Here is a 26,399-nt window from a genome sequence, read left to right on the forward strand (position 1 = left end):
TTGTTAAATTTCCGCATAAGCCCGTTCAACTAAACGACGAGCCAGGGTTTGAATTCCCGTATGTTCATAATAATTGGTACTCATATCCAGGAATGCACCCAAATAGTCCAATTTGTCATCGCTAAATTCTACAAAACCTTGCAAGCTATTAGCAACATTTGTAGGGGTAATACCGCGATCGCTGACAAAATCTCCCATCCAACCGGAAACCGAAGAAAACGCTTCTCCAATAAAGCCCAACTTACTACTTTTACTCTCCCCAGGAATTGCGTCTTCCATTTCTTTGAAGCCAGGGTTTTCCTCTAAGTCTGAAGGGGAAAGTCGTTCGATCCATCCTGAAACAGCTTGTATAAAATCAGGCCCCAAAGGAATTAACCCATCAAAACAAACTAAAGCCGCCATCCGCATCAAAGCGTCCCCGCTATAATCCCCCAAAGATCCAACAAAGTCACCAATACTATCTCCCGGAATGCCATTGATCGCACAGAAACCCAATAATTCCCCAACAACTTTCAGTGAGAGATCTATCGTTTGGGCTTTGGCGGGTTTGGGAGTCAGACTCGTCAACAAACCTCCCACCAGAGGAATTTTGCCTCCCACCATATTGGCAAGGGTAGCCGTACCGATCGCCCGACCCGATCCGCTAATCGTTTGATAAAGCCACAAAGCCCGTTGATAGCCTTCTGACTTATCATTGAATAGGATTACAGCGCGATCGCGGATTTGCTGAATTAGGTCTTCGTCGTCTTCTCCGGTAACAGTACGGATAGTATTGTCAAACCCGACCAAATTATCCCATTCCCCCGGAATCACAAAATCTAGGGCGTGTAGGGCTTTAATCGTAATATTATTGTCTTTGGGAAGCTCATCGACCAACGTAATAATGGATTGGCTCACAGTCGTTTTCCTTGTTAATAGAGGGTAGTTTTCTTCAGTGAATTCAACCAAAAAAAATCGATAATTTCTATCGTTTTTCTGGCAATTTCGAGATTATTTAACTCGGGCTAAACCCGTCAGATTAAAGTTTATTAACCATTCTTCGCGATCGCTTTCTGTAAAAGAATCGGACTGAGAAGTGACTTTGACTTGATAGCGATCAGCAACTAAAATAGCGGTTGTATTTTTACCCTGAGTGACTGCGGGATATCCAGCAATCTTTTTACTACTTTCTCGAAACTTAGAAACCGCACTGGGATTACTAGCAATATCATTAATAGAAAGTAAAGCTAAATCTGTACTCCCCTGTGACAATTTAGCTTGAGCAAACCCTGATTTTTCTTGACGATAAGTAACTTTATAGTCTCCCTCACTTTTCGGGAAGAATTTGTTAAACGAGCCTCCTGAGACAGGTTCAGCCGCTATCGTTTTGTTGCCTCCTGAAGTCGGTTGACTCGTCGTTGGGGGAGCAGAAGTCGTCGTCGTCGAACTACAACCGGAAACAAACAGCGACAACGCTAACACACAGGCGATGAGAATACTCGGTAAACGTTTGAAGATCATCATCATCACTCTCTGAGAAGGTAAAGGAACGGGAAAAATTATCCCTCTATTCTAGAACTCAACGGCATCGTTGACATCTTCTTCTGGAGGGATTTAGACAGTCACCAGTAAAAAAGTCCTGTAGGGGCGGGTTCTGCAATGATCTCTGTTTCCCAGTAGTAAGTTAGGTCAACCAGCCCAACCCGATAACCGACTGGGGTGGGGGGCGGGTTTATACAGGTTATTTGTCAGAAACATACATCAATTGAGAACCCGCCCCTACAAAACTCTTGCCTGTTGCCTATTGCCTGTTGCCTATTTCAAGTTGTTGGTTGAGAAATTTACCCCATTGAGCAGCCAGAGGAATTTCTGTAAAGGGAACCCGAACCGGAGTTGCTTCAAGTTTTAACTGAAATTCCAACTCGATCTCCTTACCCTTTTCTGGGGGAGAATCCAAATCAACCGAGTGATGATCAACGACGAGCCAAATTGATTGTACATCTTCTAACGACAGGGTTTGCAGATTAATCGGGCCTGTTCGCGTGGGTTTTCCCCAAGTCAGTTCAGTCCCTTTTAAACCCAATACGGCATAGATATCATACTTGGCTTTTTCAAACGTCTTCGCCCATTCACGATAGGCTTCAACCTTTTGGTATTCATTCCAACCTGACCAGGCTAACCCAAAGAAAACAATCAGTAGCGGAAGCCATAACAAACCTCGTTCCATAGCTTACCCTGCATAAATTGGCACTCAATTCTCATTCGTTACTATATCGGGATAGATACAATGGGAGAACTACGTTATTTGTCTGGGACTCTTTCGACGAATAACCCGTAACGCAGGATAACGAATGATGAAAAGATTTTTTCTGCTGTGCTTATTCTTAATTGGGCTTGGCTGGGCCGTGTCTAGTTTCTCCGGTTTGGCTGCCCGAGGCACATATGATTCGATTGTACTAGACTTTCGCGAAGAGATTGGGCAAGCTGAGATTACGAATCAAATTCAGGCGATCGCTCAAAAGTATCAAGTGATTCCCTATCTCAACAGCGAATTCTCAACATCCGACAATATTTACATTGTTCGCGGTAACAAGCAACTGCTCAAATCCTTGAGAAAAGCTCAAGCGAAGAACACCGAATACATCGAACCCAACTATATCTACTCTATCGGTTACAGTACAGACTTCGACAACGGCGTACTCTATGATGCTGTTCCTAGCACTGATGCTGTTCCCTTTTATGGTAGCATTCCCAACGATCCCCTTTACGGTCAACAGTGGAACCTCCGCAGTATCAATATCGAAACCGCTTGGAGTGAAACTCATGGCGAAGGCGTAACTGTAGCGGTGATTGATACTGGAGTCAGTCAAGTTCCTGATTTAAAAGATACGGAATTCGTGGGCGGCTACGATTTTGTTAATGATCGCACGGAAGCGTCCGATGATAACGGTCATGGTACCCACGTCGCTGGAACGGTTGCCCAATCAACGAATAACGGTTACGGTGTGGCTGGAGTTGCCTACAACGCGAAAATCATGCCGTTAAAAGTCTTAAGCGCAGGCGGTGGCGGTACGGTTGCTGATATTGCCGAAGCGATTAAATTTGCGGCAGACAATGGCGCTGACGTGATTAACATGAGTCTTGGTGGTGGCGGTGAAAGCCAGTTAATGCAAGAGGCGATTGATTATGCTTATGACAAAGGCGTTGTCATTGTAGCGGCCGCCGGAAACTCTGGACAAAACGCAGCCGGATATCCTGCCCGTTATCCGAAAGTGATTGGCGTTGCGGCTTTAGATGCGACAGGCAAGAAAACCCCCTATTCCAATTTTGGGGCTGGGGTTGATATTGCTGCCCCGGGTGGGTTAACTGAGGGTGAAAATACAGCAGGCGGTATTCTCCAAGAAACCATTGATCTGACAACAGGCGGATCAACGTTTGCTGCATTTCAGGGAACCAGTATGGCATCCCCTCACGTTGCTGGAATTGCCGCGTTAATTAAAGCATCGGGAATTACTGAACCCGAAGATGTTGCCCGTGTGATCAAAGAATCGGCCCGCAAGGTAGAAGAAGACCCCCTCAACCATTTTGGTGCAGGTCATGTTGATGCGGGGAGTGCGGTACAACTGGCGCTAAAAGGACAAATTACCTTCCGTGACTTCTTCCGATGGTTGCGTGATAGCGGTTATCTCAATCCTCGTTTTTGGATCGATGGCGGCGCTGTGGCGTTATTACCGAAGATTGGCATGGTATTGGGTTCTTATTTATTGGCTTGGTTCCTGCGAAATTACTTCCCCTTCCAATGGAGTTTTTCCATGATGAGTGGCTTGGTTGCAGGTTCTAGCGGTTTATTTTTCCTACGAGGATTCTATATCTTTGATCTTCCTCAATGGCCGATGCGAATGATGGGAAGTTCGCTGCCAGAATTGGGAAATGCGATCGCTGGAAATAGTCTATTAAACCCGATTTTTGCTAGTGTATTTATTCCGGCAATTCTCGTTGTTTTGTTCCTCGGACATCCAACTTGGAAATGGATCGCCATTGGTACGACTATCGGGGTTGCCAGTTGTTTAGGAGTTTCGGCGTTTATTTCTCCGGCTGTTTGGGGATTGGGTTCGGGAATAGTCGCCCAAAGCTTCCTCGCCGTTAATGCTTTGTTGTGTTTAGGATTGGCGTCTTTAGCCCTAAAAGCTGAAACAAGGACAATATAAACCATGAAAATTCAAGGCAAAATTGAACACAAAGGGTTCGGAACTGGCGCTTGGGCGTTAGTGACGGATGACAAAACTTACGAACTTAAAGATGCGCCTTCTGACCTGAAAAAGAAGGGGTTAAAAGTAGAGGTTGAAGGTGAAGTTCGTGAGGATGTTTTTACGACTGCAATGATCGGCCCGGTGTTAGAAGTGAAAACCTTTAAAGTGAAGGAATAATTTCAGGGTTGGTCGTTATTGAAGGGGTTTGTAGTTGTATTTCGGTACAGCTACAGCCCTGACTACCGGATCAAAAATTCATTCCACTACAGAAACATTTCAGAGACCTCTTGACAGTCCATGACTCCGATCTGTTATAGTAAAAGAGTTTAGAACGAGCGTTCGATATAAAACGAAATGCCGAAAGTTGTTGATGCGGATCAATACCGGAAAGAGCTGCTGTACCAGTGCTTTGACTTATTTGCCGAGAAAGGATATGCTAATGTCACGACTCGTCAGATTTCCAAGGAGCTAGGGATTTCAACGGGGGCTTTGTATCACTATTTCCCCAGTAAAGAGTCTCTATTTGAGCAATTGGTGGAGGAGTTAGGACATCAGGATATACAAGTCTTGAAAGGGGCGGTAGTTGCTCAAAAAACGTTACTTGAACGGGTTAAAAAACTGGGTGAACTGTTGCTTGAAAATAGAGAATATTTGGTTAAGCAAGCAGCGATTTGGATGGATTTCTATCAATATCGTCAAGGCGAACCCATTCTAGCTAACCCGGTGTTTCGACGAATTGATCAGCAGTATCAACAGGCGATGGCTGAATTTTTAGGGATCAATGATTTGAGTAAAGCGCGATTTGTTTGGGTATTGGTTGATGGCATTTTGATCGACCAAGTGGCGACGAATGATCCGGCAATATTTACTGAACAAGTTTGGTTTTTTGTTGAGATGGTGACCGCTTACTTTGAGAAATATCCAGTATCAGAGTAGAGGTTTTAAGTCTTCCAAATTCTCTAAATCATCAAATCTTGAAACCTTAAGAGGATTTTTTGTATTTTTTTATAACGAACGCTCGGTTTGATTATTTTCAACTCAATCTTTTGGAGGTTTACGCCATGAAACTGATGAACTTACTCTCATTCAACACTTCTACTAAAACAGAAATTAAACAACCGAATTATTTTCAATTGTTGAAAGTTGCCAAGCCATTTTTAGCGATGTTAGCAGGAGATGAAAGCCTCAAACCCGTTCTAGAAATGTCGGAAGTCTTATCTAAAATGCCTGGGTCTGAGTTCACGGTAAAACAGTTAAAAAATGATCCGGTTGCGGCTGAAATGATACAGGAACGATACATGGCATCTCATAATCTCGATGAATTGTTGCAATATCCTGAAGACTCTCTCGGATATATTTATGCCTCAAAAATGAAAGAAAAAGGGTTTCGTTCAGAAGATTTGTATGCGTCTATTAGTATTAACTCCGATACCAGTTATATTGATGCACGCATTGGTCAAACCCATGATATTTGGCATATTATTACGGGATTTGAGACTTCTGAAATTGACGAAATTGGCTTACAAGCATTTTATCTCGTTCAATTTCCAAATCCGATGGCTACAATGTTAATTGCTAATGCTTTAATTGCAGTAACGCTGTTTACTCCCGAAGAATTACCAGAGTTATTGAGTGCTATCGCGAAAGGTTGGGAAATGGGAAGTCAAGCTAAACCCTTATTTGCCCAAAAGTGGGAAGAAAACTGGGAAAAACCGTTAACCCAGTGGCAAACTGAGTTAAATATTCGGCTATAATTGGTAGGGTGGGCAATGCCCACCTTCTCAAAAAATTGCTGTTGGCAGGAATAATAAGTCATCGATAAAACCTTTAGGGAAGTTTGTAACTTGCAACTCGAATGATTAATTTTCCTTCTTTTGGGTTGCGAGTAAAAATAAAAGCACCTGATGCTTCTTCACCCCCAGAGAGATAGTCTATTTGTTGTTCGCCTGCTTGTTGAATATTTTCCTCTTCGATTTGAAGTTCTGCAAGAATTTGAACAGCAGTTGCGGTTTCGCCTCCTGTATTAGAAACCGTGAAGGGAACATAAAATTGAGTTCCAAACTGGCGAATTTCTTGCTCGACTATCACGGACAAGATGGGAGGTTGATCTTCTTGAACTTTCCATTGATAAAGAATCAGAAATATTAGCAATCCTAGAATAGAAATTGCGAGTCCAAAGCTTAAACGTTCAGGAAAAGAACGACGTTCAATCGGTTGGGAATGGGGATAACTTTCACTCATACGGCTAAACGTCCTGCTGCACCACCAATACTTGCGGGAAGTCCTAATAAAATAGTATAACGCATCCAGAGAAACCACGGATCAGCGAAACTTAATTTTTGAAAAAACAACAACATTAGAACGGAAGCTATCAGAGAAACCAAGTAAGAAAAAATCGTTTCACTTTCGGGGGATTGAAAGAGTCCTTGGTGCTGTCTACGTTCTTTCTGTCGAGAAAAACCAGCCACGAAAACAATCATATAGGAAATGAGTAAAGATGCAAAAATAATGGCAATTAGCCAAGGCGGAGAAGACGCAACGCCTAATTCCGTGACTTCATCTGTCGGTGCAATACTAAAAGCAATAATCATGGCTCCCGTAATTGTTCCGCCTAAGTCGGATAATGTATCATTTACTCTTGCTTTTTTAGAGCTTGTTTTGAACGTAGAATGTTTATTTTTATCTTGATGATCTGAAGAATTATTCTGGTCATCTTCACTCAAAATTAATCGACTCAAAGCCACACCGATTGCAAAAGGAACACTCTCGAATATAATTTTGCCAAGTGCTTCTTCTAAAGACGTTTGTAAGGTAATTCGCTGCAACAGAATCATAATCAGGGTAGCACAGACAACTGCAATTGCCAAAGCTTCTATACTCTCAAAAAAAGCATCACTGAAGGTCTTTCGTTTTTTTCGCCGAAAGCCTTCAATCCGATTAAAAAATAAAACAACACAGTAGGTTACTGCTAAAATACAGAGCATCAAAGGAGGCTGTAAATAAGAACCTGCTTGCCAAACTTCAAAGGTATATAGTAACGGAATTCCAAATAGGAAACCTCCGGCTGCTCCTCGAATAATATCATTAATTTCTTTTTGCCAGACGGGATTTAGTCGTAGATTATGGATCTTTTTGATCATTGACTCAATTCGTCAACCGTGATGTGAGTTTTTCCTCTCCTTGAGATCGACTGAGATTAATCGCTTGATCTGAGTAGAGATAATCTTTTTATTATACCCCGACTAAAATTGCTTGTGTTAATCAAGTTAGAGTTGGTTTACTGTAAAGCATTGGCCTGACTCTATCTTATCAAATAGTCCATAGGGCTGAATTGTATTAAAATTTATTCAATAAAAAGATCAAGAATCCCTAGATAAAATTCACTGAATAAGATAATTTAACGATCAAAAAAATCGGCTAACCTGAGTTAATTTTGGGTGAATCAAAGTTTGATAATGTTCTTTAATGACATCACTCCTTAAATCAGGGATGAACCGAAAATCTTCAGTTTCTCAAAGAAGCGGCTGATTGATTCACAAGTCGTTGACTGTAGATGACGATATACAAAATTAGGCAAACCAATGATAAACTAATTTATCTGATTCTCTAAAATTTTTGCAGTACACTTAAAAAAAAGTAATACAGAGCAATGATCAACCGGAACAGAATCAACTCAAAAAAGGAGCGTCAAGCCTCTCAGCGTCGCCTTTTGACAACATTGAAACGCAGTTTAAGTAGCAGTTATGGGCTATTGTTACTGTTAATTCCGCTTGTACCAACTCTAGCGATCGCAGGAGAAGAAGCGACAACCAAGCCATCAGGATTTCTCGGTTTGCTGGATGCGGTGTTTTCCCAGATGGTGAACTTTCTCGCCCAAATCTTCTTCTTGGAAATCTTCGGTTTTCCCTTTATTGTATTGTGGTTGATGATCGGGGCAATTTTCTTCACACTGCGGATGGGTTTTGTCAATATTCGCGCCTTTAAACACGCAATTGATGTCGTCACAGGTAAATATGACGATCCCAACGATGAAGGGGATGTTTCCCACTTCCAAGCCCTCGCTACCGCCCTCTCGGGAACCGTTGGACTGGGAAATATTGCTGGGGTTGCGATCGCGGTACAAGTCGGTGGCCCTGGGGCGATTTTTTGGATGACGCTTGGCGGCTTTTTTGGGATGTCGAGTAAATTTGTTGAATGCAGTCTCGCCCAAATGTATCGCCGCATCCAACCGGATGGCACCGTTGCAGGCGGACCGATGTATTATCTATCCAAAGGCTTAGGTGAACGAGGTTTACGCCCTCTCGGAAATGGACTGGCGATATTATTTGCTATTCTCTGCATTTTAGCCAGTATGGGCGGCGGAAATATGTTCCAGGCGAACCAAGCTTATGCCGCATTAGCCGGGATTATTCCGGCTTTACCCAATTGGGTTTTCGGATTAGTTGTAGCGGCATTAGTTGGGTTTGTAATTATTGGGGGAATTCATCGAATTGCATCGGTTACGGCGAGATTAGTTCCGGCAATGGCAGTCATTTATGTATTGGTTTGTTTGTGGATTTTATTAAGCAATTTCACCGAAATTCCGGCGGCATTCGGCACTATTATTACACAAGCTTTTGCTCCCGAAGCGGTTGGCGGCGGGTTTATCGGAACATTAGTTCAAGGGGTGCGACGCAGTGCTTTTTCTAACGAAGCCGGAATGGGTTCAGCCGCGATCGCCCATTCAGCCGCCCGTACCGATGAACCGTTACGAGAAGGAATTGTCGCCTTACTTGAACCGTTTATTGATACCATTGTCATCTGCAATTTAACAGGTTTAACGATTGTGATTACAGGTGTTTATCGCAATACCAATGCTGCCGAATTAAATGGCGTTGAATTGACGGCGGCGGCGTTTAGTTCGGTGATCAGTTGGTTTCCAATTATTTTAGCCATTGCAGTCGTTTTATTTGCTTTTTCAACGATGATTTCTTGGAGTTATTACGGCGAAAAAGCTTGGGGTTATCTGTTTGGTGCAGCCAGTTCTATTATTTATAAAGCCATTTATGTCGCCTGTGTGTTTATTGGTTCAGTTGTGAATTTAGGCTCAGTGTTGGATTTTAGCGATATGATGTTGCTCGCAATGGCATTTCCTAACTTGCTAGGCTGCTATATATTATCAGGAAAACTCGCATCTGCACTCAGCGATTATATGAACCGTCTCAACTCAGGACAAATGCCTGTTTATTCTCGCGAAACCTCTAGTTAATCTCTATTTTTCTGTAAAGGCGTGCCATCAGCACGTCTCTACAGCCGCCAATTTATTCCTAAAGTTAGAGAAAATCTTGACGATTTATCGAAGTTCCCTCAAACGATAGATGAAAAACCTTGTGCTTTTTTGGTGTAATGGTTGTGATGACACCAGAAAAAGGTTTTTATTTATGCCTAAGATCAATATTGGTTTAACAGACGAACAACGTCAAGGTGTGATTGAATTATTGAATGTTGGTTTAGCAGATATGTATCTGCTGTTAATTAAAACCAAAAAATATCATTGGGATGTAATTGGGCCTCAATTCCGCACGCTACATGAACTGTGGGAAGAACACTACGAAGCTTTAACTATCAGTATTGATGCTACAGCCGAACGTACACGGATGTTAGGCGGTTATCCGATTGGTACTGCACAAGGATTTTTAGATAAAGCAAGCATTCGAGAACACGCTGGAGATTTGCCGAATGCGAGCGAAATGGTACTACGTTTAGTCAACGATCACGAACAAGTTATTCGGAATTTACGCGAAAATATTGATCGCTGTTCTGAAGAATTCCATGATGAAGGAACGGCTGATTTCTTAACGGGATTGATGGAACAACATGAAGAAATGGCGTGGATGTTGCGTTCTTTCCTAGAGGGAGAACAGTTAGAACCGAGCGGCAAAATTCCGAGCGATCGCATTAAAGCTGGAATGAAGTAAGATTCAGGTGCTAATACCAATTAGGCTGGAATTAGTGATTGATGCCTAATTTAAGCTTGAAGTTTGGAGTCAGAAACTTTGAGTCTGGCTTCAGACTTTTGAAAATCATTCGGTTCATCTCAAACTAGACATTTTCATCAAAAACGCATGGTTCCATTAAAAGACGAAAATCCGATTCACATTACACCAATTGTTACCTATGTTCTCATTGGTTTAAATGTTCTGATATTTTTGATCGAGTTAATTTTATCACCGGATCAACTGAATAATTTCTTTCATCTCTTTGCCGTTGTTCCCCAAGAGTTATCCGCCAGTTTTAACGGAATTTCAGTTCATCAACCTGTTCCTGAGTTTTTGACTCTGTTTACCTCTCAGTTTCTTCACGCTAGCTTTATTCACGTTGGCTTTAATATGTTATTTCTGTGGATTTTTGGAAATAACATCGAAGAAGAACTTGGAGGCGTTAAATTTATCATTTTCTACTTAACTTGTGGGGCTTTGGCAGCTCTTTCTCAATATATTTTAGCAACAGAATCAGCGATTCCTTCTTTGGGGGCGAGTGGTGCAATTGCTGGGGTAATGGGGGCTTATATTCTGAAGTTTCCCAAAGTGAGAATATTAACCTTAATTCCTCTGGGAATCTTCTTTTACACTATCCGAGTTCCCGCCTTTCTTTTCTTAGGATTTTGGTTTGTTCAACAAGCTTTTAGCGGAATTTCTATGTTAGAAGTTCAAACCGCAGTCGGAATGGATAGCGGCGGTGTTGCCTATTGGGCGCACGCAGGCGGCTTTATCTTTGGTGCAGTATTAGCGTTCTTATTAGGGTTATTTTCCCGCACCTCTTACAACGAAGATTCGATAGTAGATTGGTAGTTTAATAGCAATTAAAACTCTCTTTTAAATCGCTACAAAAATTAGAGTTTTTACCTGTATCCCAACAGTCCAAAGGACATGATAAACTCATGTTCTTTTTTCTTGATTAATTTCATCCGATCACTGCGATCGCACCCATTTTCTAAACTCTCGCATTCTCGCATTTTCACCTTTCTGCAAATCTGGGGTGATAAATTTTCTTAACTCTTTTACCGGAAAGGATTCAAAAGCCAAACTGGTTTCTGACTCGATATATTCTTTCCCATCCTGTAATAAATGAACGCTCAAGTTTCCATTTCGCCAACGCCAAACCTCGGGAATACCCAGTTCCGCATAAATAGCCATTTTATCCATTGAAGAACTACTTAAATCAATTTCAATCACCAAGTCCGGTGGCGGATCGGTGCGGAGATCAATATTTAACTTTCCGCGAACTTTGGCTTCATTCTGAATATAAAAACATTCATCCGCCTCTTTACCCGCTTGTTTCGGTTGCGATCGCCATGTTGTTGACTTCAAACCCCGAATTTCCAACCCCAATTCTTCCGAAAGAACAACCACCAACCTTCCCAGCGTCCAACTGTAAGTTTCATGTTCGGGTAGAGGTGTCATTAATTCTAACGTTCCTTTATAATAAGTTAGTCTGGGAGTCGAACGCTCTGCAAAAATCTCCAATAGTTTTTCGTAGGTTTCCCAACTGACATCATATAAAATTAGCTGATAATCTACAGAATTGGGAGGAGAGGGGATTGCTTGAACCATAATAATTTAGATAATGTTAAGTAGGGTGGGTGAAATTAATCCGTTAGTGTTTAAGCAATTAAATTATCGTTTCTCACCCTACAACTTACCAAATTTCTTGAAGATTGAGAATAAAAGCCGGTAAAACATCTTCTCCCGATAACATTGTTGGAGACTCTAACACCTGAACCTCTTGATTTGGGCGATAGATTTCGACTTGACGAGATTGAGGGTTAATTAGCCAACCTAGACGAGTCCCATTCTCAATATATTCTTTCATTTTATCTTGAAGTGTTTTTAAGCTGTCACTCGCCGAACGCAATTCAATCACAAAATCAGGACATAAAGGAAGAAATTTTTGGCGTTGTTCCGCAGTTAAACTTTCCCAACGTTCTAACGTTATCCAAGCAGCATCGGGAGAACGATCTGCACCATTGGGGAGTTTAAAACCCGTAGAAGAATCAAAAACTTTACCCAATTTATTTTCTTGATTCCAAAACCAAAGTTTAGCCGTTAATCCCGCATTATAGCTTCCCGTTTCTCCCCCCGTCGGTGACATGATGACTAAATCTCCATTATAATTTCGTTCAAATTTCAGATCCCGGTTATTCTGACAAAGCTGAAAGAATTGCTCATCTGTCAGTTCAATTGATTCTAGGTTCAGAGTGAAGTTTGTCATGGGGATGAATCAACTCAACGCTATTTATTAGTATAAATTATAAGATAGGCGATCGCGAAGCGTGTCGGAGGCGATCGCCTCTAACCCACCCGACAACTCAGTAGGGGGGGTGAGATTAAGCAGTTAATGTTTAACCAATTAAATTATCGTTTATCACCCACCTTACAAACGTGGTTTTGGTTCGGAAATGGTTCGCCCTAATTCTTGAGCGGTTTCTATCCATTCTTGCATGATAACTTCTACATTTTGCAACGCTTCCTGATAGGTTGAACCATCAGCCATACATCCGGGTAGTTCGGAAACCTCTGCAATAAACGCTTCATCTTCTGAACTCCAGAAAACGTTCCCACTTGTCGTTCGGTCATTTCACACTCAAATTGTCCAGGATTTTCATCACACTGTCTCGTCTTTTAGGAAAGCTTTACTGTAGCTTTATTAGATTCCTTTGAAATTTTACATAGAGTCCTAGTTTTCCTGATATATCAATTGATATCATGTCATCAAATTTAAAATATTCAGTTAAGCTATTTCAGGAGAATGTTAAGTGAAAAGCCGCTTTTTTGTTTCCCTAAGCAGTTTGATTGCAGGTACAATAATGCTTGCAACTGCACCTGCCGAAGCAAATGTTTTCTATGATATGCAGTTCTTTAATGAGGCGGGAGAGTTAGTCGGTACGGGAGAATTCAGCCATGATGATACTCCTTTTGAAGGAGATGCTCAACAATGTATAAGTGTGATTAGGCCTGCAAATACACCTCCATTTGGACCTGTATTAACACCGATATGCAGTGAATCTATAATATTTGAACGGAGCGAGAATGTTTTTAGATTGAATACTTTTTCAACAACAATAGGACTTGGTTTCAATCCTGAGTATCTCTTCTGGCGTCCCTTTGATGCTCAACGGGTTGCTGGTATTTTTGTCAGTGGCGCATCCTCCCCATTTAATCCTTTTCCATCATTGTCATATAGCGATTCTGTGTGGGGTGGTAGCGGTAGGTTCACTTCTGCTGCGATGACCGCAACAACATGGTCATTCAGGGTCGGTTCTCCATCTGATGGGTCTGGAACCTGGACTGCTACTCGTCGTTCTACTGTTTCTATTCCAGAAACGACCCCTGTAGTCGGTTTGTTAGCCCTGGGAGGAGTTGGTTTGATGATGGTGTCTAAGCGTCAGTCCTAATCAAAACTGATAAAGATAAAAGAGACGCAACCAACAAATGATCGCGTCTCTACAGGGTTAATTAGGGTTAATTAACGTTTTATGGGATTTTATTCGACGCCTTCGATGCGGTCTTCAATCTCCTGATACAACTCGCGGAGACGATCTAAATTGCTGTCATCTGTCTCCCAATATCCCCGTCCATTCGCTTCTAATAACGTTGTTACCATGCGACGGAACGAATGAGGATTGAGGTTCAACAAACGCTGTTGCATCGCCTCATCTTTGATGAAGGTTTCATTGGTTTCTTCATACACCCAATTATCAACAGCACCCGCAGTTGCACTCCATCCCACCGTATTAACGAGGCGTTTTGATAACTCACGAACCCCCTCATAACCGTGAGATAACATCCCTTCATACCACTTGGGATTTAACATTTTTGTCCGCGCATCTAACCGCACGGTTTCTGATAGAGTACGAACCTGGGCATTTGCAGTCGTGGTATCGGCAATATACGCCGCAGGTTTCTTCCCATCTTTGCGTAAACTGCTGATCACTTTTGTCGGATCAGAGTCAAAATAATGGGAAACATCCGTTAAACTAATCTCGGAAGAATCCAAGTTTTGGAAAGTAACTTCTGCGGTTTTTAACGCCGACTCAAACACTTGGCGGTTATCATCCATCATCCCCGGATTATCCGAATTAAACGCGAAAGATTTGCGCTTCAGATACATTTCTTGCAGTTCTTCTTCCGATTCCCAAGTGCTATTTTCAACCGCTAAGTTGATGTTAGAAGAATAGGAACCCGACGCATTAGAAAACACCCGTGTTGCCGCCTGACGCAAATTAATTCCCAATTCTTCCGCTTGTACTAAAGCGTGTTTGCGAACAAAATTCATCTCTAACGGTTCATCAGCTTCTGCTGCCATTTTCACCGCTTTATCTAACAAATTCATCTGGTTGATGAACAAGTCGCGGAACACACCGGAACAATTAATCACCACATCAATACGCGGACGCCCTAATTCTTCTAGGGGAATTAACTCCAATTTATTCACTCGTCCTAACGCATCGGGAACAGGTTTAACGCCTACCATCCACATCACTTGGGCGAGGGATTCTCCGTAGGTTTTAATATTATCGGTTCCCCACAATACGACTGCAATAGTCTCTGGATAATTACCGCCATTTTCAATTTTTTGACGGGCAATTAATCGTTCCACAACAATCGCCGCAGACTTCACCGCAGCAGCAGTTGGAATGGACTGGGGATCGAGGGCGTGCATATTTTTACCCGTCGGTAAAACGTTAGGATTCCGAATCGGATCGCCTCCTGGCCCAGGGAGAATATATTCCCCTTCTAATGCCCGTAATAATGCCCCTAATTCGTTATCTGCACAAACTTGTTGTAAGCAGAATTCCAAATATTCAAACAGGGGTTTGAGGGCTTCGGTGTCTACTTTTGTATAGCCAAATTGATGCAAGGCTTCGATCCAGGGTTCCTTTTTACCCATGTTGAAGAAGTTGAGTTTAGAAACTTTAGAAACTCGTCCTTCTGCATCGGTTTTTTCTTGAACTAACGCGGCAATTGCTGCCCTTGAAGCTTCAGTAATATGCTGCAATAATTCCACATCAGCTAAGATGCCATTGTCATTATTGCGGTAAATTTCTTCGAGATTGCGGTTAATACTATCGGCGATAATATGAGGCAAACTCAACAGCCCCTCTTCTTCGCGATCTAAACTGGCAATATTAACTAAAGTGGCGATCGCTTCTTCTGCGGTGGGCGGCTTACCAATAACGTGTAAACCACAAGGCAATAAACGCGACTCAATTTCCATCAAGCGGCGATACACTTGCCCGACTACATTATCCCGTTCTTCTGCCGAAAGTTCAGCCGCATCACATTCGGGCAAATTCACATCTTGATCGAGGTTAACTGTCCGAGATTTTTCGATAATGGTGTTGACAATTTGCACTCCTCGCCCACTATCTTTTAACGTTTGATAGGAACCAATTAACTCGTTTAATTCCTGCAAACCTTTGTACAAACCCGCATTTTCCGCAGCAGGCGTTAAATAAGAAATCGTAGCAGCATAACTGCGGCGTTTAGCAATGGTTGCTTCACTGGGATTATTGGCAGCATAATAATAGATATTGGGGATGGTGCCAATTAAATTATCGGGGTAACATTCGCCCGACATTCCCATCTGTTTTCCGGGCATAAATTCTAACGATCCGTGTGTTCCGAAATGCAGCACGGCATCGGCTTGCCAAACCTGTTCTAAATAGGTGTAATAAGCAGCAAAACCATGATGAGGACTCGCGGAACGAGAGAACAACAACCGCATCGGATCGCCTTCATATCCAAAGGTGGGTTGTACACCAATAAACAGATTACCAAACTGTTTTCCGTAGATGAGTAAATTCTCGCCATCGGTGTTTAAATGCCCTGGAGGTGGTCCCCAATTTTCGTTCAACCGTTCATAATAAGGGGTTAAACGTTCGTATTGTTCCACCGACATTCGATAGGCAACATTCAATTCCGGGCTTTGATATTGGGCGGTGGCGTCGTGGATGACTTCTTGCATTAATTGTTCGGCAGACTCCGGTAATTCCGGGAGATCATAACCGTTATTTTTTAACGCTTGCATCACTTCATAAATGGAACCAAATACATCTAAATAAGCTGCGGTTCCAACGTTTCCTTTATCGGGCGGGAAACTAAAAATGGTGATGGCAATTTTCTTCTCAAGTTTGGGTTTTTTCCGCAGGTTTGCCCATTTCATTGCCCGTTGGGCGATCGCTTCGATCCGATCTTGCAGGGCGATCGCTTTTCCTGTTGCCCCATCTCGCCCTGAGACGATAATGGGTTCAATGGCGCCATCCAACTCAGGAATGGCAATTTGTAACGCCACCTGGATCGGGTGTAAGCCTAAGTCGCTGCCTTCCCATTCTTCGGTGGTTTGGAAGACAAGCGGTAACGCCACCATGTAGGGACAGTTGAGGCGTTTTAACGAGTCTATCGCTTTTGGATGATCTTGACGAGCCGGGCCGCCAACCAGGGCAAACCCGGTTAGGGAAACAACGGTATCGACTAAGGGCTGGGGTTGAATGCCTTTCGGGGGGGTATCCCAGAAATATTCATCGACGGGTTTGGAGAAGTCTAAACCGCCTGCAAACACGGGAATAACGCGGGCGCCCATCGCTTCGAGTTCCTGTACCATTGCCACATAATGGGCGTCATCTCCTGTGACTAAATGGGTGCGTTGTAAGACTAAACCAACGCAAGGGGCGAGGGGATCTTTTTGATCTTCGCTAATATCATCTCGGCTGTTATACCACTGCAAATATTCGGTGGCATTTTCATACATTTTCGGGGCTAAAGGATGCCAAATTCCCATGTCGGGATAAACGACGGGATCGGCATATTTAAACTCACTATCTTTTAAGACGTATTTATCGGCTAACATTAACAGGAAGTTCTCCAAGTTTTCGGAAGAACCGCCTAGCCAATATTGGAAAGACAGCATAAAATTACGAGCATCCTGCGCCTTCTCAATGGGCATATATTTGAGAACTTTCGGCAGGGTTCGCAATAGTTTTAACATCCCGTCTTGGAAGGAAGAACCGGATTTTTCCTTCCGTTTTTTCATAAATTGAGCGATCGCACTTTTGCTTTGTCCCAGTTGCGCCATTGAAAAGCTACCCATTTTATTCAGGCGCATCACTTGGGGCATAGACGGGAAAACCACCGCCACATCTAGGTTATCGCGATGGGGAGTAACGGCTTCTACGACTTTTTCAGCTAAATCTTCAATGAAAATCAGGGAAGCAATAAAGATATTGGCTTCGGCGATGTCTTTTTTTAAGTCTTCATAGTTTTTGGGGTTTCTCAATTCTTCAATCAAATAACCACTGATTTCTATAGCGACATGGGGGTTATTTTTATTGATAGAATGCACCGCCGCAGATAATGCGCTTTGATATTGTGCTTCTAACACAACATAGACGACTTTGAGGAGTGATCGTCCATTCAAATTATCGGGTTTGATGTGTCTAACAGTGGGATTAACGTATGTAAACATATAAATCTTGCAGTCCCTTTGAGTCGGCTTTCTTTAAATTGAAAAGGTCAGGCTTGGCTGAAAATTGAAACAGATCTTGCGGAAGAAATGTAAGCATAAATAGAGTCAATAGTCAACCCCTTTCGCTTACATTGGGATGTGCCGATTGCTGTTTCTGGGTTCGGGTGCTTGGGATTAGAAACCTTCAGTGTTGGATTTCTCCTCAACTTTTGCAGTTTCTTAATGGCCACTTTTGCAGATGGAATAAAAGATTAGGGGCATCCCAAAGCGCAGTATTGCCTATTTTTATCCGATTGCATCCAATGGCACTATGAGTATTGTTAGCAGAAAACGTTAACTTGAAACCCTTTTTCGCCGGAACTGACATAATTCGACAAGAAAATCTAAATTTTTCTTAACAAAACTTGACATTTTGTGAGTGATTACTCTAAGGATTAGATAACAAAAATTAACTTGACAAAAAATTAAAAATATGTATTAAACTCAAAAGAGATGTAAGATCGCCCCGAAAACCACTTTCAAATTGCAACTTATTTGCAATAAAATCTCAAGGGGGAATTTTGAACAGTGATTGGTCATAGATGATCGCAAAAGTAAGATGTGGTAAAATCCGATTGGCGATGTCAACTCCTAGACCGTTAGGATTACTGCTGAGTTTATGTTTGTTGTTGACTGCTCATTTTTCAGTCAGAGAAACCTTCGCCCAAACTCCGACAAACAACTCATACACCCAGGCGGAAAGTCTCTACAAAGAAGCTTTACAGCTTTTTCGACAGGGAAGCGCTTCCGACTTTCAACAAGCGCTAGAAAAGTTAGAAGCGGCATTGATTTTATGGCAAAATCTTAATGAACCGCTATGGGAAGCTAACACCTTATTAGCGATCGGGCGCATTGACTTTGCATTAGGAAATCAATCAAAAGCGCTAGACTATTACCATCAAGCGTTAACTGTACTTGAACCTCTGAGTTTAACGTCTCCTAGCGATGATGTTCTTTATATTAAAGCAACCACGCTGAATAATATTGGTTCGGTTTATGATGTTTTGGGAGAACAACAAAAGGCTTTAGAGTATTATACTCAAGCTTTAACACTTAGACAGCAACTTCAAGATACAGTCGGAGTTGCGACAACCCTCAACAATCTGGGTTTAGTTTACAATAATTTGGGAGAATTTGAACAAGCCTTAACTTCTCTTAATCAAGCTTTATCTATCTTAAAAACTTCAGAAAATCAAGTCGCCCTCGCCACCACACTTAATAATATTGGCAGCGTTTATGATAATTTGGGCGACAGACAAAAAGCGATAGATTATTATAATCAAGCCCTATCTTTAATTAAACCATTGGGCGATCGCAATGGGGAAGTGACTCTGATTAATAATATTGCAAAAATCTATGACGCTTGGGGAGAAAAACAAAAAGCCCTAGATTATTTTAATCAAGCCCTAGAGATTTTAAAAACCACTGGAAACCGTCAGGGAGAAGCGATTATTTTCAGTAATCTCGGTTTTTTGTATGACTCTTTAGGCGATCGCCAAACTGCGATAAACTATTACAATCAAGCCTTAGTAATTGCTAGAGAAGTCAGTCATCGGTTAACCGAAGCGACAGCGTTAAATAATCTGGGTTTAGCTTATGATGGGTTGGGAGAAACCGAAACCGCCCTCGACTATTATCATCAAGCGTTACCCCTGTTAGTTGAAATGGGAAACCGCAACGGAGAAGCGGGAATTCTCAACAATATTGGCACCCTGTACGACAATCAAAACCAACACCAAAAAGCCTTAGAATATTATAACAAAGCCTTGCCGTTATTTCAAGCCACAGGCAACCGTTCGGGAGAAGCAACCACACTGACAAATATCGGTGAAGTTTACGACGATCTCGGAGACAGCCCGAAAGCGATAAACTATTACAATCAAGCTTTATTATTAAGGCGGGAAGTAGGGGATGTTAGCGGGGAAGCGGCGACACTTTATAACTTAGCAACCGCCCAACAAAAGCAGGGTAATTTGACAGAAGCTTTGGTGAATATTGAAGCCTCATTGAAAATTGTTGAAGAATTACGGGGAAAGATTGCCAGTTCAGACTTAAGAACCTCTTATTTTGCCTCAATACAAGATTTATACCAGTTTTATATTGATTTATTGATGCAATTCCATCAGCAAAACCCGACTCAAGGTTACGATGGTAAAGCGTTACACGCCAGCGAGCGCTCTCGGGCGAGAACGTTATTAGAAATTTTGACAGAAGCGAATATCGATATTCGTCAGGGCGTAGAACCCCAACTGTTACAACAAGAAAGAACCCTACAAATACAGCTTAACCGTTTAGAAAAACAACGCCTACAACTCGCAAACAGTAACGCCAGTCAAGCCCAAAAATCAGCCGTACAAAAACAGATCGATCAATTATTACAAGATTATCGCCAACTGACTGAAAAAATTCGCAGCAGTAACCCCAACTATGCCGCCCTAACCCAACCTCAACCCCTCACCTTAGAACAAATTCAACAACAGATTCTCGACGAAGAAACAATTTTGTTACAATATGCTTTAGGAAAAGAACGCAGTTATGTTTGGGTGGTTAGCAAAAGTAAAATTAGCAGTTATCAACTCCCGGAACGCAGCAAAATAGAAACCGCAGTTCGTAATTTTATTCTAGCACTTCCCTACCAAGAAAGAGCCAACCGCATTGTCAACACCGCCAATGTTTTAAGTGAATTAATTCTGCAACCCGTAGCGACGGAGTTGGATAAAAAACGCCTCTTAATTGTGGCAGATGGGGCGTTACAATATGTTCCCTTTTCGGCGTTAACGTTAACCCCAGAAAATTATCAACCGTTAATTTTGCAACATGAAATTATCAATCTCCCCTCGGCTTCAACGCTGGCTATTATTCGCCAACAAACCCAAAACCGCCAACCCGCTACAAAAACAATTGCAATTTTAGCCGATCCTGTCTTTAGTTTAGACGATGAACGCCTCAAACAACAATCAACCTCTCAACCCGAAAATTTACCCGTAGAAATTCAACAACTATCTCGGGCGGCGTCTGAAGTCGGAATAAACTGGCAACGACTACTGGGAACTCGCCGAGAAGCTGAGACTATTATATCATTAATTCCCGAAAAAGAACGGAGTCAAGTGTTTGATTTTCAAGCCAGTCGAGAAGCGGCTATTAACCCTCAATTAGCCAATTATCAAATTATTCATTTTGCAACTCATGGCTTTGCAAATACCGAAAATCCTGCGTTATCGGGGTTAGTCATGTCATTGGTTGATGAAGGGGGAAATTGGAAAAATGGCTATTTGCGACTCAATGATATTTTTAACCTCAATTTACCCGCAGAATTGGTGGTATTAAGCGCCTGTCAAACCGCTTTAGGTGCTAATATTCGGGGTGAAGGTTTAGTGAGTTTAACCCGAGGGTTTATGTATGCAGGTACACCGAGAGTCATGGCAAGTTTGTGGTATGTTGATGATGCGGCGACTGCTGATTTAATGTCAAAGTTTTATACAAAATTATTACAAGAAAAGTTATCTCCCCTGGCAGCATTAAGATCCGCACAACTGGAAATGTGGCAAACTCAACAATGGAATTCTCCCTATTATTGGGCGGCGTTTACCCTTCAGGGCGACTGGAAATAATATTATGTCCAGTTGATTAATTCTGTTATGGGGCGGGGCGGGTTTATCTCAATCTTTGAGTAGTAGTAAAGATTTTGTCGAACCCGCCCCTACTTTATTTAATTCGATTAAAATTTGGGCTGAATAACAGTATTTAAACTCGCTTCCATTAAGCCTTTTGTTTGACCCGAAATACTATAAACCAACGCTTCTCGATAAACCCGTTGGGCGTGATGTTGGCTTAAATTTGCCGCCCCACTGGATGCAATAACCGCCCCATGACTGCAACGAACCGCTAAATTAATCGCCCAAGCCCTGAGTTGATATTTTTCCGCCAAACTCAGAGAAGGATTTTCTTGTGCTTGCTGAATTTTTGTCCGACATTGATTGAGTTCTTCCATTAATATATTAACAGTTTCCTGAATAAAAGTAAACCCTTTTTTATCAAAAGCTGTTTCTAAAATATCCAGCCCCGCCCTCGCACATCCGAGCGCAAAAAAACTCGCTTTCAAAGCATTTTTATCATCATTTTCTGTTATCCAACCCGCAGGTTTAATAGAAACAACTTTTTCAGACGGTAAAAACCATTGCGTTAAACTCGCACTAACAGTATTTGTAGACGTCATCGCACAGAGAGACATCGGGGAACTGAGTTTAATTTCACCCGGCGAAGTGTTTAGATTTTCTAACGGAACTAAACCAAAAACCGCCCGTCCATCGGGTAAAGTTGCGGCGATAATAAACTCTTGAAAAATAGTCCATCCCGTTACCCAAGGAACATTTCCATTTAGTTCATATCCGCCCGAAACTTCTTTAGCAATAATTGTCGGTTTCCCACTCCGTCTAAGCTGAGAAAAACCTACCCCAACTGTTATTTTTCCATAACTCATGTCAGGAAGATAAGCATCTTGAAGTGCAGAATTTGAACTCTGCATTAACATTCCGGCTGCACTTTGATGTTGAGTTTGTAGAAACGCTAACGCCCCCGAATATCGGGCAATAAGTTCTTGAAATTGAGCAAAATCTTCCGCACTCACTTGTTTTCCGCCCCACTGTTGGGGAACTCGTAAACCCAACACACCCAAATTTCCTAACCCTTGAAAAGCTTGTTGAAGTAAGTCAGGAGAAGTATCGATTTCATTGGCAATAGAAGCAACGGAAGTTTGTAAGTAGGCTTCGGTTTGTTGGAGAAAATCAGACACGTTGAACACCAAGATAGTCAGCTATTCTTTATGTTGTGACGCAAAACGCCCGAAATTGCAAGCCCAGACAACACGATCTCAATTTATTATTGATTCGATCTAACGTCCTCAGACTTTGCTATAAAGTAGGTTGGGTTAAACGAAGTGCAACCCAACACATCCATAGAAAAAGGGAAACAATAATGTTGGGTTTCGTTGCCTCAACCAAACCTATAAAATTGGCGCTACGATTAACACAAATCTCTTTAAGAATAAAAAGTAGGTTGGGTTAAACGAAGTGCAACCCAACAAATCCATAGAAAAAGGGAAACAATAATCTTGGGTTTCTTTGCCTCAACCCAACCTATAAAATTGGCTACAAAATTGGCGATCGCGATTGGTAGAGGGAATAAAAAGTAGGTTGGGTTAAACGAAGTGCAACCCAACAAATCCATAGAAAAAGGGAGAAGATAATGTTGGGTTTCGTTGCCTCAACCCAACCTACAAAATTGGCGATCGCGATTGGTAGAGGCAATAAAAAGTAGGTTGGGTTAAACGAAGTGCAACCCAACACATCCATATAAACAAAGAAAAGATAATGTTGGGTTTCGTTGCCTCAACCCAGTTGACAAAATTAGTGCTACGATTAACACAAATCTCTTTAAGTGTTGCAAAGCTCGATCATGCAGATTAAAGTCGAAATTCCCGACGAATTGGCGATGCGGTTAAGTTCATTGCAAGAGCAGTTACCACAAATTTTAGAACTGGGTTTGCGGGAATGGAGTGCGGATGCTCAATCTGGATTTTCTGGATTAGCAGATGTGTTAGAATTCTTGGCAAATCTTCCCACCCCAGAGGAAATTTTGGCGTTGAAGCCGTCGGAAGCATTACAACAACATATCAACAATTTGCTGGAAAAAAATAGAACAGTTGGGTTGACGCCTGAAGAGGAACGTTCATGGCAACAATATGAATATATTGAACATTTGGTGCGGGTGGCTAAGGCAAAAGCATTGCTGAAACTTAAGGAAGCTAAAGAATGAGCAAGGCTTATGTTTCTGCTGCTCTCAGACGCTTGGTTTGCGATCGCGCTGATTTTGCTTGTGAGTATTGTTTGATACCAGAAATTTCTGTTCTTGTACCCCATGAAATCGATCATATCATTGCGGAAAAGCACGGTGGACAAACGAACGAAAATAATTTGGCGTTGGCTTGTACAATCTGCAACAAATATAAAGGAAGCGATCTGGCTTCAATCGATCCCATGAATGGGGAAATTGTGAGGTTGTATCATCCTCATCGCGATCGCTGGCGGGAGCATTTTAAATTAGAAAAAGGCGAAATTATCCCGTTGAGTGCGATTGGACGAGTGACGGTAAGATTATTACAGATAAATCGTCCGGAGCGAGTAGAGGAACGGAAGTTACTGTCACAAGCAAATATTTTGAATGTTCCAGAATTCTAACTTTACCATAAAAAGTAGGTTGGGTTAAACGCAGTGCAACCCAACACATTTATAGAAAAAGGGAAAAGATCATGTTGGGTTTCCTTGCCTCAACCCAACCTACAAGATTTGCTTTGATATTTCTCCACCCCTGCCAACAGGATGGTAACTGGCTGGGGCGGGACGGGGCAGGGAAGGCAAGCGAGCTATTCCAACCCTGACAATTCAAACCATGTGTTATCCCAGTCTATGCTGGTTCCAGAAAACATTTTCCCATTGACACTCCAAATAATGAAAAGTGCCTTTTTTATCCCAGGACAAGGATCTCCATAAGTGCGACTATTTGCGTTAAACTTTCTTACTCCATCTTTCCATTGTTCTAAAACTTTATTCGTTACATCAGTCACTGACGTTCCATGACCATATCCAGCATATATCACCCCATTGCTCACGGGCATTTCTTTTTCAACTTTCGGTCTAGGCGGCAATTCAAACCATGTGTTATCCCAGTCTATGCTGATTCCAGAAAACATTTTCCCATTTTCCTTCCATACAATGAAAAGTGCCTTGATTTTTCCAGGACAAGGATCTGTATAAATGCCACTATTTGCGTTAAACTTTCTTACGCCATTTTTCCATAAATCTTGAACACGATCACTAACATTGATCACACGGTTTCCATGTCCATATCCAGCATATAGTGGTTTTGCCCTTACAAAACTTATATGTAATGGATGACTTTTTTGCACTACCATCTCTTGCCATTCTTCATTTGTGCTTCCTACCTTAGTAAATACCCGGAAATAAGCACCTCCTTCACTGGAGGAACTGGCGTAATTATCATAACTCCCTGTTGGACAACCATAGGTAAACTTGATTGAGACTCCATTCTTGTCCTTATATATTACCCAACCTTCTGCACCATGAAGTCCCGGATAGTCTTGAATCCAAAATCGTTCCCATTCACCAACTTTGATGATTTTAGGAGGCAGATTAATATAATGTCCACAATCTTGTCCCGGTGGAAATGTACTCTTAGTTACTCCATAACTTTCTCGAACTAGATCCCCTTGAGACTCAATATTCCGATTGTCAATCTGCACATAACAGGAGAAGTTGCCTCCCGATAACGGTGAATCATCCACTTTATCTACAACATAGGTAGTATCGGGATGACTCGAATCGAAAATAAATCCATCTCCTTCCGGTGATTGAACTACATGCACAACTCCACCAGAACCATCAGGAGACACTGCTATAAAAGTCGGGTGGTGATCGCGCTGATAACTAATGGGAATATAAGGACAGTTGAATCCAGCATTAAGGTATTTAATGCAAGAATCTGAGAGTCCTTCTAAAGCTTTATGAGTATGTCCCGTTACAACACAATTTACCCCCTCTTGTAAGGCGAGCCTCTGTGCAAACCATCCCATATAACTACCATCGTAATCAGCGAACACCCCCTTACCTGCAACAAGTAAGCCATCTTCACCTCCGCCTTCTCCTATTTGCCATTCGGTAAACAAATTTTGATATATTTCCTTGGCTTGTGCAAACGTCAGACTTAAATTGGACGAAACCCTGACTATTTGTTGGTCATCAATGTTAGTTTTCTTCTGCACTGCCTCTAAAAGGATACGTGCTATGGAAGGGTCGCCATGTTTGATCAAGTCTTCTATGATACTTCTAGGGATGAGTACCGACATTCCATCCGGCGCACCTGAATCTTTCAACTGTGCAACATTGGTCACATTCGGAATTACTCCATCATGAATCTGTTTAGCTCGCCATGTAGCAATGGCACGAGTAACGAAATGTCCAAGCGGTAATGGTGCAATTGGATTATTGTTGGTATAAGGGGCATTAAACATTGTAAAAATATGCCCGTGAGTAAAAAGAGTTTTACTACCATGAGGAATGTAAATATCATCTGGGCATAGTTTAATTTTGTAATTTGGATTACCAATCTTGTCCAAATCAGCTTGCGTGATAGTCATATCGTGATTACCACGAACATACGTTACCTTACCCTTAAGAGTAGTTAAAACCTGACTTAGGCTTCCATCGGGGCCAAAAATAGCAGGATTCGCCCTCATTATCTCATCAAAGCTAGGGGGGATATCCTCAGCAGGATAAGTCCATAAATCAACGATATCCCCTAAAAGAACGAGTTCTGTAATCTTCTCAGCCCAATGTTTCCCGTTTATTATCTCATCAAAAATAGCCTTCAGATAAGGTTCATGGTACTCCTTCTGATACCATACAGTTGGCTTGTTAGTACCAATGTGAATATCACTTAATACTGCTATTGCCATGTCTTTTTCTCCTGTTCGGGATTATAAGCTGTGTTTCTCCGATCGCTATATTAATTCAACACACTCAAACCTGCTTGATCAATTGAAGTTTGCGAACT

21 protein-coding genes and 1 pseudogene are annotated in these 26,399 nt (G+C 41.9%); 11 read left to right on the forward strand and 11 right to left on the reverse strand.

What is annotated here, in order from left to right:
* Window positions 1-3 precede the first annotated feature (3 nt).
* The 3 genes from VB836_RS02555 to VB836_RS02565 form a co-directional block, all read right to left on the reverse strand.
* Window positions 4-897 (reverse strand): hypothetical protein, encoded by an 894-nt coding sequence (locus VB836_RS02555; RefSeq protein ID WP_323217854.1) that lies wholly within the window; start codon window positions 895-897, stop codon window positions 4-6.
* A 93-nt stretch (window positions 898-990) separates the two neighbouring features.
* Window positions 991-1,506, reverse strand: a complete 516-nt coding sequence (locus VB836_RS02560; RefSeq protein ID WP_323217855.1) for a hypothetical protein — start codon at window positions 1,504-1,506, stop codon at window positions 991-993.
* A 274-nt stretch (window positions 1,507-1,780) separates the two neighbouring features.
* The gene (locus VB836_RS02565) at window positions 1,781-2,206 is read right to left on the reverse strand and encodes a hypothetical protein (RefSeq protein ID WP_323217856.1); all 426 of its coding nucleotides are present in this window, start codon (window positions 2,204-2,206) and stop codon (window positions 1,781-1,783) included.
* A gap of 127 nt (window positions 2,207-2,333) precedes the next feature.
* Between VB836_RS02565 and VB836_RS02570 the strand changes: the two genes are divergently transcribed.
* The 4 genes from VB836_RS02570 to VB836_RS02585 all read left to right on the forward strand — a co-directional run bounded on the left by VB836_RS02570 (window position 2,334) and on the right by VB836_RS02585 (window position 5,983).
* Window positions 2,334-4,187 (forward strand): S8 family peptidase, encoded by a 1,854-nt coding sequence (locus tag VB836_RS02570; RefSeq protein WP_323217961.1) that lies wholly within the window; start codon window positions 2,334-2,336, stop codon window positions 4,185-4,187.
* Window positions 4,188-4,190: 3 nt separating this feature from the next.
* Window positions 4,191-4,406 (forward strand): hypothetical protein, encoded by a 216-nt coding sequence (locus VB836_RS02575; protein WP_046281344.1) that lies wholly within the window; start codon window positions 4,191-4,193, stop codon window positions 4,404-4,406.
* 177 nt (window positions 4,407-4,583) lie between these two features.
* A complete protein-coding gene (locus tag VB836_RS02580; RefSeq protein WP_323217857.1) occupies window positions 4,584-5,165 on the forward strand; it encodes a TetR/AcrR family transcriptional regulator in 582 nt (193 codons plus the stop codon).
* A 125-nt stretch (window positions 5,166-5,290) separates the two neighbouring features.
* On the forward strand, window positions 5,291-5,983 hold the full coding sequence (locus VB836_RS02585; protein ID WP_323217858.1) for a Coq4 family protein: 693 nt from the start codon (window positions 5,291-5,293) through the stop codon (window positions 5,981-5,983).
* A 73-nt stretch (window positions 5,984-6,056) separates the two neighbouring features.
* Here the strand turns inward: VB836_RS02585 and VB836_RS02590 are convergent, their stop codons facing one another.
* Window positions 6,057-6,470, reverse strand: a complete 414-nt coding sequence (locus tag VB836_RS02590) for a TIGR02588 family protein (protein ID WP_323217859.1) — start codon at window positions 6,468-6,470, stop codon at window positions 6,057-6,059.
* Window positions 6,467-7,369, reverse strand: a complete 903-nt coding sequence (locus tag VB836_RS02595; RefSeq protein ID WP_323217860.1) for a TIGR02587 family membrane protein — start codon at window positions 7,367-7,369, stop codon at window positions 6,467-6,469. Before VB836_RS02595 ends, VB836_RS02590 begins: the two co-directional genes overlap by 4 nt.
* Window positions 7,370-7,878: 509 nt before the next feature.
* Between VB836_RS02595 and VB836_RS02600 the strand changes: the two genes are divergently transcribed.
* From VB836_RS02600 to VB836_RS02610, 3 genes are all read left to right on the forward strand, one after another.
* Window positions 7,879-9,477, forward strand: coding sequence for an alanine/glycine:cation symporter family protein (locus VB836_RS02600; RefSeq protein WP_323217861.1), 1,599 nt, complete (start codon window positions 7,879-7,881; stop codon window positions 9,475-9,477).
* A gap of 172 nt (window positions 9,478-9,649) precedes the next feature.
* Complete coding sequence (locus tag VB836_RS02605; protein ID WP_323217862.1) at window positions 9,650-10,186, forward strand: Dps family protein; 537 nt, start codon at window positions 9,650-9,652, stop codon at window positions 10,184-10,186.
* 147 nt (window positions 10,187-10,333) lie between these two features.
* Window positions 10,334-11,059, forward strand: a complete 726-nt coding sequence (locus VB836_RS02610) for a rhomboid family intramembrane serine protease (RefSeq protein WP_046281349.1) — start codon at window positions 10,334-10,336, stop codon at window positions 11,057-11,059.
* 120 nt (window positions 11,060-11,179) lie between these two features.
* Here VB836_RS02610 and VB836_RS02615 read toward each other — a convergent pair whose 3' ends face one another.
* The 3 genes and pseudogenes from VB836_RS02615 to VB836_RS02625 form a co-directional block, all read right to left on the reverse strand.
* A complete protein-coding gene (locus tag VB836_RS02615; protein ID WP_323217863.1) occupies window positions 11,180-11,821 on the reverse strand; it encodes a Uma2 family endonuclease in 642 nt (213 codons plus the stop codon).
* An 85-nt stretch (window positions 11,822-11,906) separates the two neighbouring features.
* On the reverse strand, window positions 11,907-12,479 hold the full coding sequence (locus tag VB836_RS02620) for a Uma2 family endonuclease (protein ID WP_323217864.1): 573 nt from the start codon (window positions 12,477-12,479) through the stop codon (window positions 11,907-11,909).
* Between the two features lie 162 nt (window positions 12,480-12,641).
* Window positions 12,642-12,794 (reverse strand): annotated as a pseudogene (locus VB836_RS02625) (type II toxin-antitoxin system HicB family antitoxin); the annotation flags it as partial.
* Between the two features lie 280 nt (window positions 12,795-13,074).
* Here VB836_RS02625 and VB836_RS02630 point away from each other — a divergent pair.
* On the forward strand, window positions 13,075-13,662 hold the full coding sequence (locus VB836_RS02630) for a hypothetical protein (protein ID WP_323217866.1): 588 nt from the start codon (window positions 13,075-13,077) through the stop codon (window positions 13,660-13,662).
* An 89-nt stretch (window positions 13,663-13,751) separates the two neighbouring features.
* Here VB836_RS02630 and VB836_RS02635 read toward each other — a convergent pair whose 3' ends face one another.
* Window positions 13,752-17,732, reverse strand: a complete 3,981-nt coding sequence (locus VB836_RS02635) for a magnesium chelatase subunit H (RefSeq protein ID WP_323217867.1) — start codon at window positions 17,730-17,732, stop codon at window positions 13,752-13,754.
* A 581-nt stretch (window positions 17,733-18,313) separates the two neighbouring features.
* Between VB836_RS02635 and VB836_RS02640 the strand changes: the two genes are divergently transcribed.
* The gene (locus VB836_RS02640) at window positions 18,314-21,382 is read left to right on the forward strand and encodes a CHAT domain-containing tetratricopeptide repeat protein (RefSeq protein WP_323217868.1); all 3,069 of its coding nucleotides are present in this window, start codon (window positions 18,314-18,316) and stop codon (window positions 21,380-21,382) included.
* Between the two features lie 107 nt (window positions 21,383-21,489).
* Here the strand turns inward: VB836_RS02640 and VB836_RS02645 are convergent, their stop codons facing one another.
* Window positions 21,490-22,563 carry an acyl-CoA dehydrogenase family protein gene (locus VB836_RS02645; RefSeq protein WP_323217869.1) on the reverse strand — a complete coding sequence of 358 codons (1,074 nt, stop codon included), beginning with the start codon at window positions 22,561-22,563 and terminating at the stop codon, window positions 21,490-21,492.
* 662 nt (window positions 22,564-23,225) lie between these two features.
* Here VB836_RS02645 and VB836_RS02650 point away from each other — a divergent pair.
* Window positions 23,226-23,585: a hypothetical protein gene (locus VB836_RS02650; protein WP_323217870.1), complete on the forward strand. Its 360-nt coding sequence runs from the start codon at window positions 23,226-23,228 to the stop codon at window positions 23,583-23,585.
* Window positions 23,582-24,007, forward strand: a complete 426-nt coding sequence (locus tag VB836_RS02655) for an HNH endonuclease (RefSeq protein ID WP_323217871.1) — start codon at window positions 23,582-23,584, stop codon at window positions 24,005-24,007. The genes VB836_RS02650 and VB836_RS02655 overlap by 4 nt, the downstream gene beginning before the upstream one ends.
* A 185-nt stretch (window positions 24,008-24,192) precedes the next feature.
* Here the strand turns inward: VB836_RS02655 and VB836_RS02660 are convergent, their stop codons facing one another.
* Window positions 24,193-26,301 (reverse strand): metallophosphoesterase, encoded by a 2,109-nt coding sequence (locus tag VB836_RS02660; RefSeq protein WP_323217872.1) that lies wholly within the window; start codon window positions 26,299-26,301, stop codon window positions 24,193-24,195.
* Between the last annotated feature and the right edge of the window lie 98 nt (window positions 26,302-26,399).

Origin of the sequence: Limnoraphis robusta BA-68 BA1, from assembly GCF_034932365.1 — a bacterium.
Classification (GTDB): domain Bacteria; phylum Cyanobacteriota; class Cyanobacteriia; order Cyanobacteriales; family Microcoleaceae; genus Capilliphycus; species Capilliphycus robustus.